At 64.9% G+C, this 15,819-nt stretch carries 14 protein-coding genes; 3 read left to right on the forward strand and 11 right to left on the reverse strand.

All coding sequences use genetic code 11. The features are described 5' to 3' along the window. Positions 1-7 precede the first annotated feature (7 nt). The 11 genes from pyk to F0A17_RS07580 all read right to left on the reverse strand — a co-directional run bounded on the left by pyk (position 8) and on the right by F0A17_RS07580 (position 12,718). Positions 8-1,495, reverse strand: coding sequence for a pyruvate kinase (pyk, locus tag F0A17_RS07530; RefSeq protein WP_149327737.1), 1,488 nt, complete (start codon positions 1,493-1,495; stop codon positions 8-10). After that, positions 1,492-2,817, reverse strand: coding sequence for a glycerate kinase type-2 family protein (locus F0A17_RS07535; RefSeq protein WP_149327738.1), 1,326 nt, complete (start codon positions 2,815-2,817; stop codon positions 1,492-1,494). Before F0A17_RS07535 ends, pyk begins: the two co-directional genes overlap by 4 nt. 198 nt (positions 2,818-3,015) lie before the next feature. Further along, positions 3,016-3,900: a 2-hydroxy-3-oxopropionate reductase gene (locus F0A17_RS07540; RefSeq protein ID WP_149327739.1), complete on the reverse strand. Its 885-nt coding sequence runs from the start codon at positions 3,898-3,900 to the stop codon at positions 3,016-3,018. 171 nt (positions 3,901-4,071) lie between these two features. Next, positions 4,072-4,842 carry a hydroxypyruvate isomerase gene (gene hyi / locus F0A17_RS07545; protein WP_149327740.1) on the reverse strand — a complete coding sequence of 257 codons (771 nt, stop codon included), beginning with the start codon at positions 4,840-4,842 and terminating at the stop codon, positions 4,072-4,074. A gap of 155 nt (positions 4,843-4,997) precedes the next feature. Then, positions 4,998-6,773: a glyoxylate carboligase gene (gene gcl / locus F0A17_RS07550; RefSeq protein ID WP_149327741.1), complete on the reverse strand. Its 1,776-nt coding sequence runs from the start codon at positions 6,771-6,773 to the stop codon at positions 4,998-5,000. A 295-nt stretch (positions 6,774-7,068) separates the two neighbouring features. Further along, positions 7,069-7,395, reverse strand: a complete 327-nt coding sequence (locus tag F0A17_RS07555; RefSeq protein WP_149327742.1) for a hypothetical protein — start codon at positions 7,393-7,395, stop codon at positions 7,069-7,071. A gap of 3 nt (positions 7,396-7,398) precedes the next feature. Next, complete coding sequence (gene hydA / locus F0A17_RS07560) at positions 7,399-8,829, reverse strand: dihydropyrimidinase (RefSeq protein WP_149327743.1); 1,431 nt, start codon at positions 8,827-8,829, stop codon at positions 7,399-7,401. A gap of 28 nt (positions 8,830-8,857) precedes the next feature. Beyond that, the gene (locus F0A17_RS07565) at positions 8,858-10,159 is read right to left on the reverse strand and encodes a TRAP transporter large permease (protein WP_149327744.1); all 1,302 of its coding nucleotides are present in this window, start codon (positions 10,157-10,159) and stop codon (positions 8,858-8,860) included. Further along, positions 10,156-10,767, reverse strand: coding sequence for a TRAP transporter small permease subunit (locus tag F0A17_RS07570; protein ID WP_149327745.1), 612 nt, complete (start codon positions 10,765-10,767; stop codon positions 10,156-10,158). The genes F0A17_RS07565 and F0A17_RS07570 overlap by 4 nt, the downstream gene beginning before the upstream one ends. 55 nt (positions 10,768-10,822) lie before the next feature. Beyond that, positions 10,823-11,878: a TRAP transporter substrate-binding protein gene (locus F0A17_RS07575; RefSeq protein ID WP_149327746.1), complete on the reverse strand. Its 1,056-nt coding sequence runs from the start codon at positions 11,876-11,878 to the stop codon at positions 10,823-10,825. Between the two features lie 102 nt (positions 11,879-11,980). Then, positions 11,981-12,718, reverse strand: a complete 738-nt coding sequence (locus tag F0A17_RS07580; protein ID WP_149327747.1) for a maleate cis-trans isomerase family protein — start codon at positions 12,716-12,718, stop codon at positions 11,981-11,983. Positions 12,719-12,984: 266 nt separating this feature from the next. On the opposite strand from F0A17_RS07580, the gene F0A17_RS07585 reads away from it, so the two are divergent. The 3 genes from F0A17_RS07585 to F0A17_RS07595 are packed head-to-tail and all read left to right on the forward strand — an operon-like array spanning position 12,985 to position 15,811. Next, entirely contained in the window at positions 12,985-13,983 is a 999-nt protein-coding gene (locus F0A17_RS07585; RefSeq protein WP_149327748.1) for a TRAP transporter substrate-binding protein, read from the forward strand. Continuing rightward, positions 13,980-14,534: a TRAP transporter small permease gene (locus tag F0A17_RS07590; protein ID WP_149327749.1), complete on the forward strand. Its 555-nt coding sequence runs from the start codon at positions 13,980-13,982 to the stop codon at positions 14,532-14,534. Before F0A17_RS07585 ends, F0A17_RS07590 begins: the two co-directional genes overlap by 4 nt. Continuing rightward, the gene (locus F0A17_RS07595; RefSeq protein WP_149327750.1) at positions 14,531-15,811 is read left to right on the forward strand and encodes a TRAP transporter large permease; all 1,281 of its coding nucleotides are present in this window, start codon (positions 14,531-14,533) and stop codon (positions 15,809-15,811) included. Before F0A17_RS07590 ends, F0A17_RS07595 begins: the two co-directional genes overlap by 4 nt. The last annotated feature ends 8 nt before the right edge of the window (positions 15,812-15,819 follow it).

A 15,819-nucleotide genomic window follows, 5' to 3' on the forward strand; every position in this document is an offset into this window, starting at 1 on the left:
ACAAAAATCAGAGCGAACAGTGCCGCTCCGCCACGTCGAGAATCTTCAGGGTATTGGTCCCGCCGTGGGCGTTCATGTGGTCCCCCCGGGTCAGGATAACGTGATCCCCGGGCTCGGCAATGCCCTTCTCCACCAGCAACGCCAACGCGCGATCGTTGAGCTCGCCGGCCGCCATCGCCGTGGTGTCGAACGGTAGCGAGACCACCCCGCGGTAGAGCGCCATGCGCCGCTGGGCAACGGGGCTGTGGGCGAGCCCGACGATGGGCAAGCCCGAGCGGATGCGCGAGGCGATCAGCGGGGTGTAGCCGGTCGAGGTCATGCAGGCAATGGCGGCCACCCCGGTGAGGTGGTTGGCGGCGTACATGGCGGACAGTGCGATGGTCTCGTCGATGCGCGAGAAGCCCTCGTGGATGCGGTGGCCCGACTCCTGAGCGATGCGCTCGCGCTCGGCTCCCAGACATACCCGGCGCATCGCCTCCAGTGTCTCCACCGGGTAGTCGCCGGCGGCGGTCTCGGCCGAAAGCATCACCGCATCGGTGCCGTCGAGCACAGCGTTGGCCACGTCGAACACCTCGGCGCGGGTAGGCAGCGGCGCGTCGATCATCGATTCCATCATCTGGGTGGCGGTGATTACCGCCCGATTGAGCGTGCGGGCACGCTTGATGATGCGTTTCTGCATGCCGATCAGCTTCTCGTCGCCGATTTCCACGCCGAGGTCGCCGCGGGCCACCATCACTGCCTCGCTGGCCTCGATGATACCGTTCAGCGTCTCGTCATCGGCTACCGCTTCGGCACGTTCGAGCTTGGCGACCAGTCCGATCTCCTTGCCCGCCTCGCCGAGCAGACGCCTCGCCTCTCGCATGTCCTCAGCCGAACGCGGGAAGGAGACGGCGAGATAATCGACGCCGATCTCGATGGCGGTCTCGAGATCGGCGCGGTCCTTGTCCGTGAGCGCCGGGGCGGAAAGTCCGCCGCCCTGCTTGTTGATGCCCTTGTTGTTGGAAAGCCTGCCGCCGGTCACCACGGTGGTGTGGACCTGCCGGCCCTCGACGCGCACGACATCGAGCACCAGGCGGCCGTCATCGAGCAACAGGCGATCTCCCGGGGCGACGTCGTCGGCCAGCTGGGTATACTCGCAGCCCACACGGGTGGCGTCGCCGGCCTCGGTGTCCATGCCCATGTCGAGAACGAAAGGCCGGCCTTCCTCGAGCATCACCGCGCCCTCCTTGAAGCGGGCGATGCGGATCTTGGGCCCCTGCAGGTCGCCCAGCGCGGCGACACTTCGACCCAGGCGCTCGGCGATCTGGCGCACGGCGATCAGCCGGCGTCGGTGGTCGGCGGCGCTGCCGTGGGAGAAGTTGAGGCGCACCACGTCGACGCCGGTGCGGATCATGGCTTCCAGCACGCCCTCGCGGTCGCTGGCCGGGCCCAGGGTGGCGACGATCTTGGTGCGGCGGATGGGCTCGTGGATGGGAGCGTGGGGGGGCAGCGTCATGGTGTCCTCGGCAAGACCAGAATGGCACGGAAGTCGTTGACGTTGGTGCGGGTCGGTCCGGTCACGATGAGCCGATCCAACGTCTCGAAGAAAGTATACGCATCGTTGCGTGACAGGTAATCGTCGGGTTCAAGACCCTGTTCACGGGCGCGGGCCCAATCATCGGGAGCGAACAGCGCCCCGGCATTATCCTCGGAGCCGTCGATGCCGTCGGTATCGATGGCCAGGGCGTGGATGCCCGGTTCGCCTTCGAGCGCACCGAACAACCCCAGCAGGTACTCCACGTTTCGTCCGCCGCGTCCCTCGCCGCGCACGGTGACGCTGGTCTCGCCCCCCGAGAGAATCAGCAGCGGCGCATCGGTCTCTTCACGGGCCTCGAGCGCCATGCGTGCCTGGGCGCGGCCCAGCTCGCGGGCCTCGCCCTCAAGGTCGTCGCCCAGCACCCTCACCGTGACACCGACCGCCTCCGCCGCCTGCCTGGCGGCATCCAATGCATCGTGGGCTCGCGCCAGAATCACGCTGTCGTCGCGTTCGAAGGCTTCGTCATCAGGCGATGGGGCGGACCGATCCCGCTCGAGATGCTGACGCACGTGCGCGGGCACCTCGATGGCATAGCGCTCGAGCACCCTGAGGGCATCGGCCGGTGTCGAGCGATCGGGCAGGGTCGGGCCGGAGGCGATTTGCGTTGCCACATCGCCGGGGATATCGGAGATCAGCCAGGTCACCACCTGGGCGGGATGGGCGGCCGCCGCCAGGCGCCCGCCCTTGATCGCCGAAAGGTGGCGACGCACCGTGTTCATTTGGCCGATCGGCGCGCCGCAGCGCAGCAGTTCACGATTGATGGCCTGCTTGTCGGCCAGCGAGATACCCTCCGCCGGCAGCGTCATCAGCGCCGAGCCACCGCCGGAGATCAGCGCGATGACGCGATCCTCCTCGGCGAGCCCCTCGACTGCCTCGAGCATGCGCCGAGCCGCCTTCTCGCCCAGATCATCCGGCATGGGGTGGGAGGCCTCGAGCACCTCGACCAAGCCGCACTCGGCGGCCTGCCCGTGTGAACCATGACCATAGCGGGTGACCACCAGACCGGAGAGCGGCGCATCGGGGCAGCGCGCCTGCCAGGTTCGCTCCAGCGCGGCGGCCATGGAAGCGGCGGCTTTGCCGGCTCCCACTACCACGGTGCGCCCCGGCGGGGGATCGGGCAGCAGGTCGGGTATCAAGCTGTCCGGATGCACGGCGGTCACGGCAATGTCGGCGAGCTTGCGCAGCCACGCTGCCACGTCCGTCGTTGAGTCGAGGGAAGGAAGATCGGAAGTCATGGACATACACCTCACTGGCGACAGGCTTCGACGGTAGCAGCAGGCAAAGAGAGAAAAAAGCCCGGCGGCGGGATCCCGCCGCCGGGTAAAGCCACACAGGGTGCGGCGGTTGGCGGGCGACGACCCGACACCCACCAGGAAAGGAAGCTTGGCTCACCGTCTGCGCGACTGGCGGACCACTTGATGCCTCCTCAGATCATGCCGTCAGCAGCCCACTTCGTGCCCGGCAAGCGATTCCAAAGCGCGCAGGATACCGGCATGGTCCCAGTCTTCCCCGCCGTGGGCGACACAGGCCTGGAACAACTGCTGGGCATTGGCGGTCCCCGGCAGCGCCAGGTTGAGGCTGCGTGCGCCTTCGAGTGCCAGGTTGAGATCCTTCTGGTGCAGCTTGACCTTGAAGCCGGGGTCGAAGGTGCGCTTGATCATGCGCTCGCCGTGCACGTCGAGGATCTTCGACTGGGCCAAGCCGCCAAGCAGCGATTCGCGCACCTTGGCCACGTCGGCGCCCGCCTTCGAGGCGAACAGCAGGCCCTCGGCCACCGCCTCGATGGTCAGCGCGACGACGATCTGGTTGGCCACCTTGCAGGTCTGTCCCGCGCCGTGGCCGCCGATATGGGTGATGGTCTTGCCCATCACTTCGAGGATCGGTTTGGCACGGGCGAAGCCCTCCTCGGTGGCCCCCACCATGATGGTCAGCACCGCATTGATGGCACCGCCCTCGCCGCCGGACACCGGCGCGTCGACGTATTCGCCACCAGCTTCATGGATGCGCTTGGCGAAGCCTTGGGTGGCAATGGGGGCGATGGAGCTCATGTCGATCACCAGGGTACCCGGCTTGAGCCCTTCGATGACGCCGCCCTCGCCGAACAGCACCTGCTCGACGTCGGGGGTATCCGGCACCATGGTGATGACGACCTCGGCCTGCTCGGCCACGGCGCGGGGGTTGTCGAGTTCGCGCATCCCCTTCTCGGCCAGGGTGGCGTCCAGCGTGCCGCGCTTGACGGTGGCGAGTTCGTGGCCGGCATCCAGCAGATGCCCCGCCATGGGGCGGCCCATGATGCCAAGGCCAATGAAACCGATCTTGCTCATGATGGTTCTCCTTTCAGCTTGTCTTTGTGGTGATCGTAGGCAAACGTTCTGAAACGCGTCGTGAGCGAAGGCAGGTCGGCCGCCGCCGGCGCGCAGCAACCGGAGTTGACTGGGTGCTCAATGAGGATTGCGAGCACCGCCGGCGGCCGAGATGCCGAGCGCAACAGCGTTTCACCGATCCAGCCAGCCCAGACCTTCTTGGGTTGTCGTGGCCGGCTTGTACTCGCAGCCGATCCAGCCGTCGTAGCCCAACCGGTCGAGATGGGCGAACAGGAACGGGTAGTGGATCTCGCCGGTGCCCGGCTCGTGGCGGCCCGGATTGTCGGCCAACTGCACGTGAGCGATGCGATCCAGGTGCTTCTCGATGGTCGGCGCCAGGTCGCCCTCCATGATCTGCATGTGGTAGATGTCGTACTGCAGCTTGAGGTTGGGGCTGCCCACTTCGTCAAAAATCGCCAGCGCCTGCTCGGTGCGGTTGAGGAAAAAGCCGGGAATGTCGCGGGTGTTGATCGGCTCGGCAAGCAGCAGGATACCGGTGGCCTCGAGCTTATCCGCAGCGTAGCGCAGGTTCTCCACCAGGGTGCGGCGCGCCTGCTCCAGGCTCACGCCCTGGGGTTGGATGCCGGCCAGGCAGTTGACCTGCTTGCAGCCGAGCACCGTGGCGTAGTCGATGGCCTTCTCCACGCCGGCACGAAACTCCTCGACGCGATCCGGATGGCAGGCGATACCGCGCTCACCGGCCCCCCAGTCGCCGGCCGGCAGGTTGTGCAGCACCTGGGTCAGGCCATTCTCGTCGAGGCGCGCCTTGAGTTCGGCGGCGGAATAGTCGTAGGGGAAGAGATACTCGACGCCCTTGAAACCGGCCTCGGCGGCGGCCTGGAAGCGGTCGAGGAAATCCTCCTCGGTGAACAGCATGCTGAGGTTGGCGGCGAACTTGGGCATGTCGAACTCCTTAGGTCGTGCGTTATGGCTCGGGGCTTGTCTTGCGACAGGCCTGCGAGGAGGCGCTGTGAATACATCCCTGTACGCTACCGACTCCTTCCCTGGAGTCGGACCTCCTCTGCGGCCTGTCCCAAGCGCCCCTGTGTGCGCAGGCTTTAGGTGAGCTGGGTGATAGAGGTAGGCGCATCCGCGCCCTCGTCGGCCAGCGCCTCGAACTCGTTGATGGCGTCGAGATCGGTACCCATGGCGATGTTGGTCACCCGCTCGAGGATCACCTCCACCACCACCGGCACCCGGTATTGGGCCATCAGCTCCTTTGCTTCCTTGAGGGCGGGCACGATCTCGTCCGGCCGGGTGACACGCAGGGCCTTGCAGCCAAGCCCCTCCACCACCGAGACGTGGTCGACGCCGTACTCGTTGATCTCCGGGCAGTTGACGTTCTCGAACGAGAGCTGCACGCAGTAGTCCATGTCGAAGCCGCGCTGGGCCTGACGGATCAGTCCCAGGTAGGAGTTATTCACCAGCACGTGAATGTAGGGCAGGTTGAACTGCGCCCCCGCGGCCAGCTCCTCGACCATGAACTGGAAGTCGTAGTCGCCGGAAAGCGCCACCACCTCGGCTTCAGGGTCGGCCTTGCATACGCCGAGTGCAGCGGGAATGGTCCAGCCCAACGGGCCGGCCTGACCGCAGTTGATCCAGTGGCGCGGCTTGTAGACGTGCAGGAACTGGGCACCGGCGATCTGCGACAGGCCGATGGTGCTGACGTAGCGGGTGTTCTTGCCGAAGACCTTGTTCATCTCCTCGTAGACCCGCTGCGGCTTCACCGGCACGTCATCGAAGTGGGTCTTGCGCAGCAGGGTGCGCTTGCGTTCCTGGCAGGATTCGGCCCAGGCGCTGCGATCCTTGAGCTTGCCCGCGGCTTTTCTCTCGCGGGCCAGCTCGACGAACAGTTCGAGCGCCGCCTTGGCGTCGGAGACGATGCCGTAGTCGGGTCCGAAGATGCGCCCGATCTGGGTCGGTTCGATGTCGACGTGGACGAATTTCCGCCCCTTAGTGTAGGTCTCGAGATTGCCGGTGTGGCGGTTGGCCCAGCGGTTGCCGATGCCCATCACGAAGTCGGATTCGAGCAGCGTGGCGTTGCCGTAGCGGTGCGAGGTCTGCAGCCCCACCATGCCGGCCATCAGCGGGTGGTCGTCGGCGATGCTGCCCCAGCCCATCAGGGTGGGAATGACCGGCACGCCGGTGAGTTCGGCGAACTCCTGGAGCAGCTCGCTGGCATCGGCGTTGATGATGCCGCCGCCGGCGACGATCAGCGGACGTTCGGCCTCGTCGAGCATGGCCATGGCCTTCTCGATCTGAGCGCGAGAGGCGCTGGGCTTATAGGCCGGCAGCGGCTCATAGGTGTCCGGGTCGAATTCGATCTCGCTCATTTGCACGTCGATGGGCAGGTCGATCAGCACCGGCCCCGGGCGCGAGCTGCGCATCAGTTGAAAGGCCTGCTGAAAGACACGCGGCACTTGCGCCGGCTCCAGCACGGTGATCGCCCACTTGGTCACTGGCCCGGCAATGGCCTGGATGTCGACGGCCTGGAAGTCCTCCTTGTGCAGCTTGGAACGCGGCGCCTGGCCGGTAATGCACAGAATCGGGATGGAGTCCGCGCTGGCTGAATAGAGCCCGGTGATCATGTCGGTGCCGGCGGGCCCGGAGGTGCCGATGCAGACGCCGATGTTGCCGGCCTTGGTACGGGTATAGCCCTCGGCCATGTGCGACGCGCCCTCGACGTGGCGGGCCAGCACGTGGTCGACACCGCCGTTCTTGCGCAAAGCGGCGTAGAAAGGGTTGATAGCGGCACCGGGCACGCCGAAGGCAACGTCGATGCCTTCCTTGCGAAGCACATGGACGGCGGCCTCTGCTGCGGTCATTCGAGCCATGACGGATCCTCCCGTGAGTGGCGACCAGATTGTTTTTGGAAAATATTTCTGTATAACGAGATTAGAAGTCGGCATGCGCGTCGTCAAGGAATTATGGAAAATATTTTCATATAAATTCCTAAAGACAAAAAACCAAGCCGAATTAACAGCTTGGCCTAAAGAAAAACTCACTAGCCGGCTAAGAAAGATTCAGATCAGTTCCAGGACCACCTCGCCGATTCCCATGAAGCTCAGAGAGGCTCGCTGCCCCGGCAACATCGGGATCACACCCGCGAAGGTGCCGGTGGTAAAGACCTCACCGGCGGCGGGCCGGGATCGGCTCGGCCAGCACCACGGCCAGCTCCGGTTCGAGATAGACCCGGTGAAACTCGTCATGGGAGAAGCAAGCCGGCGATGGCCGACACAGCTCGCTGAATAGCCGCGAGTAGCGTGGCGCCTCGCCGCGGACAATGCCTCCCAGCTTCCAGCCGCAAGGCGTACCCAGCGAGGCCGCCACCCTGGCCTGGATGGCATAGGCCTCACCCTCATCGGTGAAAGGCAAGTCATCAGGAACCGGGACCATACGCCCCGGCGGATAGGCGCCCAGCAAGCGTTCGGTCGCGGCCTTTATCGTGTCGATCATGACCTAGAACCCCTTGGCCGAGCCGCGGGGCCTGGCGGGCTGCGGCTTGTGGCACTTGAGGAAGCGGCCGTGACCCGCGTCGACCATGGGTTCGCCGCCACGTGATACCACCCGCCCCCGGCACAGGCTCAGCACCGGGCGGCCGGTGAGCTCCAGTCCCTCATAAGGGGTGTAGTCCACCGCATGATGCAAGGCTTCGTTGCGCACCGTCATCTTCGCTTCGCTGTCCCATAGGGTCAGGTCGGCGTCGCTGCCGATGGCGATGGTGCCCTTGCGCGGGTAGAGGCCGTATATCTTGGCCGGATTGGTGGCGGTGAGCGCCACGAAGCGGGTCGCATCGATGCGTTGCTTGACGACGCCTTCCGAGAACAGAATTGTGAGGCGCGTTTCCAGCCCCGGTATGCCGTTGGGAACATGGTGGAACGCGGCGTCCTCCCCGTGCAGCTTCTTGCCCTGCGGATCATCGTAGCGAAACGGGGCGTGATCCGAGGAGAAGACCTGGAAGACGCCATTCTCCAGCGCCTGCCAGACCGCCTCCTGGGCCTTGGGATCTCGGGGCGGAGGGCTGCACACGCACTTGGCTCCCTCGAAGCCCTCCTGGTCCAGGTCCTCGGCGGTCAGCATCAGGTACTGAGGGCAGGTCTCGCCATAGACCCGCAGGCCGCGCCCCTGAGCCCAGCGGATCTGCTCGATGGCCTCGGGGCCGGAGACGTGCACGATCAGGATCGGCACGTCGATCAGTTCGGCCAGGGAAATGGCGCGGTGGGTCGCCTCCCGTTCGGCGATCGCCGAGTGGGCCTCGCTATGAAAGTACGGCGCCGTCTTGCCCTGCGACTCCAGCAGCTCGGTCAGGTAAGCGATGCAGTCGGCATTCTCGGCATGCACCATCACCATGCCGCCCTCACGGCGCGCCATGGCCAGCACCTCGAGCACCTCGCGATCGTTGAGCTTTAGGTCGTCGTAGGTCAGGTAGATCTTGAACGAGCTGTAGCCCTCCTGGATCAGGGCCGGCAGTTCCTCCTTGAGCACCGTCTCGGTAGGGTCGGTCACGATCATGTGGAAGGCGTAGTCCACCAGCGCCTTGCCTTCGCTGCGCCGGTGGTAATCCTCCACCGCAGCGCGCAGGCTCTGGCCCTTCTGCTGGGCAGCGAAGGGAATCACCGTGGTGGTGCCGCCGCAGGCCGCCGAGCGGGTGCCGGTCAGGAAGTCGTCGGCCATCACTGCGCCGTCGCCGAGGGGCTGGTCCAGGTGGCAATGGGCATCGATGCCGCCCGGCATCACCCATAGCCCCTGGGCATCGATGACCTCGTCGGCCCCCTCCAGGCCCTGCCCCAGGGCGACGATGCGCCCGTCCTTGATGCCGATATCGGCGTCGTAGCTGTCGGCCGCGGTGATGATGCGGCCGTTCTTGATCAGGGTATCGAAGCGTGTCATGTCACATACCTTGTGGTTGTCGCCGGGGTCAGCCCATGGCGTCGGGAAGCCAGAGCACCAGGCCGGGCCAGAGAATGATCAACAGCACGAACAGCAGCATGATGGCCAGGAACGGCAGGCTGCCGACCATCACGTCGGTGATGGAGCCGCGCCCGCGCACGCCTTGCACCACGTAGAGGTTCATGCCGATGGGCGGGGTGATCAGCGAGATTTCCATCATCACCACGAGGAAGATGCCGAACCACACCGGGTCGAAGCCGAACTGGACGACCATGGGCACCACGATCGGCACGGTGGCGATCATCATCGACAGGGTCTCGAGGAAACAGCCCAGCACCAGGTAGAAGACCACCAGCGCCAGGATCAGCCCGAAGGGTGTGAGACCCAGGTCGGCCACCCAGCGGGTCAGGGTGGTGGGTATGCCCAGGATGCCGACGACGTAGTTGAGGAAGAAGGCCGCCACGATGATCAGCATGATCATGGCCGTGGTGCGAGCCATGGAGAGAAAGCACTCGTGCAGCATTCGAAAGGTCAGCTTGCGATTCCAGACCGCCAGGCCCAGTGCGGCGATCACCCCCAGGGCAGCCGCCTCGGTGGGAGTGGCCCAGCCGCTGTAGATGCTGCCGATGACGATCGCAAAGACGAACGCCGGCGGCAGCAGGTCCACCAGCGAAGCCAGGCGATCACGCAGCGACGCCCGCTCGGAGGCCTTGCCCACCACTCCTGGCCTCATCAAGGCGAAGGCCATGATGGTGAGCATGAAGGCGCCCGCCAGCGCCAGCCCCGGCAGGATCCCGGCGATGAACAGCTTGCCGATCGAGGTATTGGTGATCGCGCCGTAGATGATCATGTTGATGCTCGGCGGTATCAGGATGCCCAGCGTCGCCCCGGCGGCCAGGGTACCCAGCGCCAGCCGCTCGCTGTAGCCGCGCTCGGCGAAGGCCGGTAGCGCCACCGTGCCGATGGTGGCGGCCGTCGCCACCGAGGAGCCGGACATGGCGGCGAACACCGAAGAGGCGCCGATGTTGGTGTGCAACAGGCCACCGGGCAGGCGATCGAGCCATACCGACAAGGCGCTGTACATGCGCTCCGTGATGCCGCTGCGCAGGAGCAGCTCGCCAAGCAGGATGAACAGCGGAATGGCCGTCAGGATGAAGTCGTTGAGCGTTCCCCACAGCGTGTCGCCGAAGGAGAAGAGCAACGGGACACTCAGGTACATCAGGGTGCCCAGGGTGGCGACGGTGAAGATCGCCACGGCAACGTGGATGCCGGCCGCCATCATGCCCAGCATGGCGATAAAGCCGATCATGACCTCGAAGGCGCCGATCATGACGTGGCCCTCCCTGGCTCGGTGGTGATATCGCTGCCGTAATCCTTGCGCGCCTCGCTCAGTTCGTCGTCGGTAGAGCGCGGGCCGTACTCGCGATCCAGTGCGACCAGCCGGCCGGTGACCAGAAGCCCCAGGGCGTGAGCCGCCAGCAGCAGGGTCAGCACACAGAACACCCCGAGCCCCACTACCCACAGGCTCTGCGGAATCCACAGCGGCGTCTGCAGCGGCGTGCTGGCAAGACTGCCGAATTCCAGTGTCTCCTCGAGCGTCTCGATGGCGCGCCACAGCATGAAGGACGAGAAAGCCGCCAGCATTACCATCGCGACGACGTTGAGCGGCGCCTGCAGCAGCCGAGGCAGGCGGGTCAACAGCACATCGACGCGGGTATGCGCACGGTGCAACAGCGCGTAGGCGAAGCTGAACGAGACGCCGATGGCCAGCACGTAGCCGCCGATCTCATCGACACCCTGCAGGGAAAAGTGGAACAGCTTGCGGGCGATCACCTCGAAGGTGATCAGCAGCGACAATCCGAGCGCGGCATAGCCGGCGGCAATCGCGGCGCCATGGGCCAGCCCGCGGGCCAGCCGATAAGGATGCGGTGTAACCATCGCATTTCTCCATGTCGCCCCGGCCACCCCCAGGCGGCCGGGGCAAGGCAGTGGCTTACTGGGAAACGGACATGCCCGCGGCCTGCCCCACCGTCTCGTTCCAGACCTCGACGCAGCCGTCGTACTGAGCGCTGCAGCTCTCGGCCCATACGGGCAGGACGGCTTCCTGGGTGATCGACTCCACCAGCGCGCGCGAATCGGAATCGATATCCACTAGCGCCATGTCATAGGCCTCGTGCCGTGAACACTCCGCCTGGCCGGTGTTGCAGGCGATGGCATCGTCATTGACCTCGTAGGCCAGCTCCCACATCTGCTCCTCCAGCCGCGCAAAGGCCTCCGTCAAGGCCTGTTGCTGCGCTTCGTCGAAGCGGTTCCAGGTGTCCAGGTTCATGAAATGGCCCTGCACCGAGTAGGAGAGCGGCAGCGGCACGAAGGTATCGGTCACCTCGGGCCACTTGCCGTTGTTGCCGGCGGAAGGCGCCGTGACCCCGCAGTCGGCCACGCCGCGTTGCAGCGCCAGGTAGACCTCGCTGAACTGCAGCGTGACTGGAGTGGCGCCGAGCCCTTCCACCAGCCGCGACATGGACGGAGTGAAGACGCGCACCTTCTTACCCGAGAGATCGCCGACGTCGTCGATGTCGCCGTTGCAGAACATCATCTGCGGCCCGAAGGGCCACAGCGTCATCAGCTTGGCGTTGAAACGGGATTGCAACCGGGCATCGAAAGCCTCGCGCACCGCGTCGACGGCCTCGCGCTGGGCGTCCAGGTCCGGCGAGACGCCGGCCAGATCGATGCCCTCGAAGAAGGGCTCGTCGCGGGACGCCATGCCGATCTGCACCGACATCACGTCGAAGGCCCCTGAGCGGAGGTTACGCAGCGCATCCGCCGCCTCCACGCCGATGGCATCCATGGTGTTGTAGACCACCGTCATGTCGTCGCGCCCGCCGAGTTCCTCGAAGAAGGGACGCTCCACTTCGTCCACGTGCAGCTTGTTGCCGGAAAAATTGCCGACCACGCGCAGGGTCGTTTCGGCCTGGGCCAGACCGCCGCCCAGAACGCTGGCCAGGGAAACCCCCAGCGCCAGGGTCTTGATGGTTGCCTTGCGGGGCATGGTGTCACCTCGTGATTGCTGTTGTTGGTGGGTGTTGCCGATGCGTTGCATTGCGATGCGGTCGTCCCTGTCCATGCGCACCGAGGCGCGAAACCTGAGTCCTCACACGCCTAGGCGCGGATCCTGGAACAGCTGGCCCCAGCAGGAGATTCGCGCGGGATCCACCCCGGCCAGCACCAACGACTTCCACACCGTCACGCTCACCGAGTCGTAGATGGGAATGCCGATCTCCTGCTCCAGCGCCGGGACGATTCCCGCCCCGCGCAGGTTGGTGCAAAGAATGGCGATGGCCTCGGGCTCGGCCCTGGCCACTTCACGCACGAGCCCGGCCAGCGTCGTCTCGTCGTATTCGGAGAAGGAAAAGTTGCCGCGGTCATTCAGATGACGCTCGGCGATCATCTCGACACCCTCGGCGGCATAATTGGCGACGATCGCCGACTGGATGTCGTCCAGGTAGGGCGTCACCAGGCCCAGCCGCGTCACGCCGGTACGCGCCAAGGCCTCGTTGAGGGCCAGTACGCTGGTGGTGGCCGGTACCCCGGTGGCTTCGGTGATGGCAGCACACAGCCTGCGGTCGGACTCGAACCCCAGCCAGCTGGCCGAGGTGCCGCTCCAGGCGATGACATCCATGTGCGCATCGTTGAGCAGCCCTGCCGCCTCCAGCAGTGCCGAGGGGTCGAACTGGGACAGGGCTTCGTCGCGCATGGAAATCTCGCGGACGGTAAAGCGTTGGAAGTGAGCCGTGACGTCGGGGAAAAGATCGCGCAGGAGGGCGGCGGTGAAGGGCTCCAGCACGGTATTGGAAGACGGCGTCAGCATGCCGAGCAGCGTGCGTTCCATGGTGAACTCCGGGTTGTTTTTGGTATTCGGTATACTGTATCCAGGCACGACCATAGCCTTGCACAGCCGCCAAGGATTGCAAGTCAGAAAACCGAAGAACTGTCGAAAAACAGGTAATTTCAATAGCTAATTTTCTGATATTATTTGTAAATAAAAAATTTGGTATCCGGTATTTTGTATTCTGTTAGATTTTGACCTAAGGTTCATAAGAGTCGCCCCGGATCGACGGGCGACGTCCACCCAAACGTGAAGAGAGAGAAGCTCGGATGACAACAACAACCCGCCTTGCCCGTCGCTCCGCTGCGGTCCTGCTGGCTCTCGGCCTGGGCGCCCCGCTGCTGGCCAATGCCGAAACCCTGCGCTTCAGCGGCAACTTCACCGACGACCATTCCAGCAGCCGTGCCATGGAGGTCTTTCGCGACTCTCTGGCCGAACGTACCGACGGCGAGCTGAAGGCACAGCTATTTCCCAACATGCAGCTGGGCGGCGCCAGCGAGAACGTCGACCAGGTCAGCACGGGCTCCATCGCCGGCACCTGGATCGGCATCTCGTACCTCTCGCGCACCGTGCCCGAGTTGGAAGCGCTGAGCCTGCCGTTCGCCTTCGACAGCCGCGAAGCAGCCTTCGAACTGATCGACGGCGAGGTGGGGGAAGTGCTCGACGAGAAGCTGGCCGAGAAGGGATTTACCGCACTGGGCTACATGGAGCTGGGCTTTCGCCACGTCACCAATAGCGAGCGCCCCCTCGAAACCATCGAGGACTTCCAGGGGCTGAAAATACGCCTGCAGCCTAACGAGACCCACCTGGACACGTTCCGCGCCATCGGCGCGAGCCCGGTGTCGATGGACATCAACGAAGTCTATGGCGCACTGCAGCAAGGCGTGCTGGATGGCCAGGAGAACCCCTACAGCATCATCAGCACCAAGCGCATGGACGAGGTGCAGCAGTATCTCTCCGACAGCGGGCACTTCTACGACTTCATCGTGGTCGTGACCAACCGTGATACGTTCATGAGCCTGAGCGAGGAACACCAGCAGGCGGTACGCGCGGCGATGGATGAGGCGGTCGCCTGGCAACGCCAGACCGCCGCCGAGGAGGACGATGCGGCGCGCCAGACGCTGATCGAACGCGGCATGGAGTTCACCCCCATCAGCGACGAAACCCGAGCCGCCCTGCGCGAAGCCAGCCATGAAGTGATTGACGACCTGCGCGACAAGATCGGCGCCGAGATCGTCGACCAGGTACTGGCGGAGCTCGACGCATGACACCCGCCTGGCAGCGGCTGGAGGCGAGCGCCTCCAGCCCGGTCAAGCGCCATTTTCTGCATGGGCTGGCGCTTCTCGACCGGACGTCCTACTACGCCATTCTGGTTGCCATGGGCATGATGACCCTGCTGGTCTCGGCCCAAGTATTCAGCCGCTACGTGCTGTCGAGTTCCATCGACTCAGCCGATGAACTCTCCCGGCTGTGCTTCGTGTGGGCAATCTTCCTGGCCATTCCCCACGGCATCAAGGTCGGCATTCACGTAGGCATCGACGCTCTGGTGACCTACTTGCCCGATTCGCTGCAACAGCTACTCGCACGCCTGATGGCCTGGCTGGGCGCCGCCCTGATGGCTGCACTGTTCTGGATCAGCCTCGGCGCCGCGATCAGCAAATGGCAGGAGCTGATGCCGACGCTGCCGATCACCGCCGCCGTCTTCTACATCGCCGTGGTGGTCTGCGCCGGTCACAGCTGCCTGCATCTAGTGGCCCAGGCGCTGCGCCTGGAGCCGCTTCCCAGCGCGCCCGAACGCTATGAAGGAGCGTCCTCATGACCCCCGCAATCGTCTTCTCCTTCCTGGGACTCGCCCTGCTGCGCATGCCGCTGGCCTTCGCCCTGGGTGTCGCCTCATTGTTGGGTCTGTATGTGGGAGGCCTGGATTTCACGGTCCTGCCCCAACGCATGATGCACTCGGTCAATAGCTTCCCCCTCATGGCCATTCCGCTGTTCATGCTGGCGGGCGAACTGATGGTGGCTGCCGGCATCCTGCAGCGACTGGTGGATTTCGCCAATTCTCTGGTCGGCCGCGTGCACGGCGGCCTGGCTCATGTGGCCATCGTCGCCGGCATGGTGCTGGCCGCCGTGAGCGGCGCCGCCGTTGCCAGCGCCAGCGCCCTCGGCAGCTCCCTGGTGCCGTCCATGCGCCAGCAGTACGGTACCGGCTACAGCAGCGCCGTCGTCGCTTCGGCAGCCAACCTCGGCGCCATCATCCCGCCCAGTAATGCCATGATCGTCTATGCCCTGATGGCCGGTTCCTCGGTCTCGGTAGGCGGTCTGTTCATGGCCGGCGTAATCCCCGGGATCATTCTGGCGCTCGGTTTCATGGGGCTGGCCAGCTTCATCTCCCTGCGCCGCCGCTACCCGCTGGCCGGCGGAGCCATCGGGCTCAAGCACGTGCTGGTGCAGACCTGGCGTGCCCTACCCATCCTGTTGATGCCGATCGTGGTCGTCGGCGGCATCGTGGCGGGTGCCTTCACCCCCACCGAAGGAGCCGCCATCGCCGTGGTCTACGCCCTGGTCATCGGCTTCTTCGTGACTCGCCAGCTGCGCCTCGCCGACCTTCCCCGGGCGATGTTCAACGCCGCCGTCACCGCCGCCATGGTGGGCGCCCTGATCGCCTTCGCCTCCACCATGACCTTCGCCTTTACTCTCGACCTGATTCCCATGCAGTTGACCGATTGGCTGCAAAATTTCACCCAGGATCCGCTGGTGTTCCTGCTGCTGGTGATGGCGCTGCTGATCGGCGTGGGAATGTTCATCGAGTCCAACGCCGCCTACATCATGCTGGTGCCGCTGCTGGCACCGATCGCCCTGGCTTACGGCATCGACCCGCTGCTGTTCGGCTTCCTGTTCGTGATGAACCTGGTGGTGGGCATGATGACGCCGCCGGTGGGCGTGCTGCTGTTCGTGATGTGCGGCATTTCCAAGATCAGCCTCAACGAACTGATGAAGAGTGCATGGCCTTTCATCGTCTTTCAGTACGCGGTGCTGATCGCCTGCATCGCCTTCCCGGGCCTCGTCACCTGGCTGCCCCGCGTCCTGGGCTACTAGCCATCGCA

Source organism: Billgrantia pellis (assembly GCF_008297955.1).
Classification (GTDB): Bacteria; Pseudomonadota; Gammaproteobacteria; order Pseudomonadales; family Halomonadaceae; genus Halomonas; species Halomonas pellis.

Excerpts from the sequence above, each read along its gene's own strand:
- F0A17_RS07590 (WP_149327749.1), top strand. The coding sequence starts at position 13,980 with ATGACACCCGCCTGGCAGCGGCTGGAGGCGAGCGCCTCCAGCCCGGTC.
- F0A17_RS07585 (WP_149327748.1), top strand. The coding sequence starts at position 12,985 with ATGACAACAACAACCCGCCTTGCCCGTCGCTCCGCTGCGGTCCTGCTG.
- F0A17_RS07575 (WP_149327746.1), bottom strand. The coding sequence starts at position 11,878 with ATGCCCCGCAAGGCAACCATCAAGACCCTGGCGCTGGGGGTTTCCCTG.
- F0A17_RS07555 (WP_149327742.1), bottom strand. The coding sequence starts at position 7,395 with ATGATCGACACGATAAAGGCCGCGACCGAACGCTTGCTGGGCGCCTAT.
- F0A17_RS07580 (WP_149327747.1), bottom strand. The coding sequence starts at position 12,718 with ATGGAACGCACGCTGCTCGGCATGCTGACGCCGTCTTCCAATACCGTG.
- hyi (WP_149327740.1), bottom strand. The coding sequence starts at position 4,842 with ATGCCCAAGTTCGCCGCCAACCTCAGCATGCTGTTCACCGAGGAGGAT.
- F0A17_RS07570 (WP_149327745.1), bottom strand. The coding sequence starts at position 10,767 with ATGGTTACACCGCATCCTTATCGGCTGGCCCGCGGGCTGGCCCATGGC.
- F0A17_RS07540 (WP_149327739.1), bottom strand. The coding sequence starts at position 3,900 with ATGAGCAAGATCGGTTTCATTGGCCTTGGCATCATGGGCCGCCCCATG.
- F0A17_RS07565 (WP_149327744.1), bottom strand. The coding sequence starts at position 10,159 with ATGATCGGCGCCTTCGAGGTCATGATCGGCTTTATCGCCATGCTGGGC.
- hydA (WP_149327743.1), bottom strand. The coding sequence starts at position 8,829 with ATGACACGCTTCGATACCCTGATCAAGAACGGCCGCATCATCACCGCG.
- F0A17_RS07535 (WP_149327738.1), bottom strand. The coding sequence starts at position 2,817 with ATGTCCATGACTTCCGATCTTCCTTCCCTCGACTCAACGACGGACGTG.
- F0A17_RS07595 (WP_149327750.1), top strand. The coding sequence starts at position 14,531 with ATGACCCCCGCAATCGTCTTCTCCTTCCTGGGACTCGCCCTGCTGCGC.
- gcl (WP_149327741.1), bottom strand. The coding sequence starts at position 6,773 with ATGGCTCGAATGACCGCAGCAGAGGCCGCCGTCCATGTGCTTCGCAAG.
- pyk (WP_149327737.1), bottom strand. The coding sequence starts at position 1,495 with ATGACGCTGCCCCCCCACGCTCCCATCCACGAGCCCATCCGCCGCACC.